The sequence below is a fragment of the Methylibium rhizosphaerae genome (genome assembly GCF_006386545.1).
GTDB classification, from domain to species: domain Bacteria; phylum Pseudomonadota; class Gammaproteobacteria; order Burkholderiales; family Burkholderiaceae_C; genus Pseudorivibacter; species Pseudorivibacter rhizosphaerae.
In genome coordinates, this window is sequence record NZ_SWAR01000181.1 from 1 (window position 1) to 676 (window position 676).

At 67.8% G+C, this 676-nt stretch carries 1 protein-coding gene; it reads right to left on the bottom strand.

The window, feature by feature from the left end:
- A partial coding sequence (locus E8D38_RS28010) for a transposase (protein ID WP_181179587.1) occupies window positions 1-676 on the bottom strand: 676 nt, incomplete at both ends.

The window sequence follows — 676 nt, forward strand, 5'->3', positions numbered from 1 at the left end:
TGGTCTTGCCGCTGAGCAGCTTGCCGCCGGTGATCTTCGTGCCCGGGCACAGGCCCAGCCAGGAGGTGAAGTGCTTGATGCTGGCAAAGCGAGACATGTCGGTGCCGATCTCCGAGAGCACGACCAGTGCGGTGGTCACGTCGATGCCGTCGATGCGCGTGAGGTCCACACCGCACATGCTGAACATGTGCTCGGGCAGATCGAACTTCGGCGCGTTGCGTGCGCGGCTGCGCTTCTTGCCTTGCCGGGGAGAGCCTTCGTGAGCGTGCAGCAGTTGCAGCTGGGCTTGGACGGCCGCGTCGCACTCGGCCAGCTGTGCGCCATAGAAGTCGAAGGCTGCCAGCGCCTGCTTCAGCGCGAACAGGTGCTCGTCGCGCCAGTTGCCCTGCAGGCTCTTGGCGATCTGGTCGGCGCTGGCATGAATGCGCGCGTCCTTCAGCGCCGCCAGCGCCTGGCCGTCACGCTCGCCAGCGACGATGGCGCGCAGGATCTTCTGGCCCGTGGCACCGGCGACGTCGGAGATCACGTTGGCCAGCTGGATGTTCATCTGCGTGAGCGCCTTTTGCATGTGCTGCACGTGGCGCGCCTGGCTGCGCAGCAGCGTCGCGCGCTGGCGCACGAGCGAGCGCAATGCGCACACGGCGTCGGCGGGACGGAACGCCCCGCGCAGCAGGCC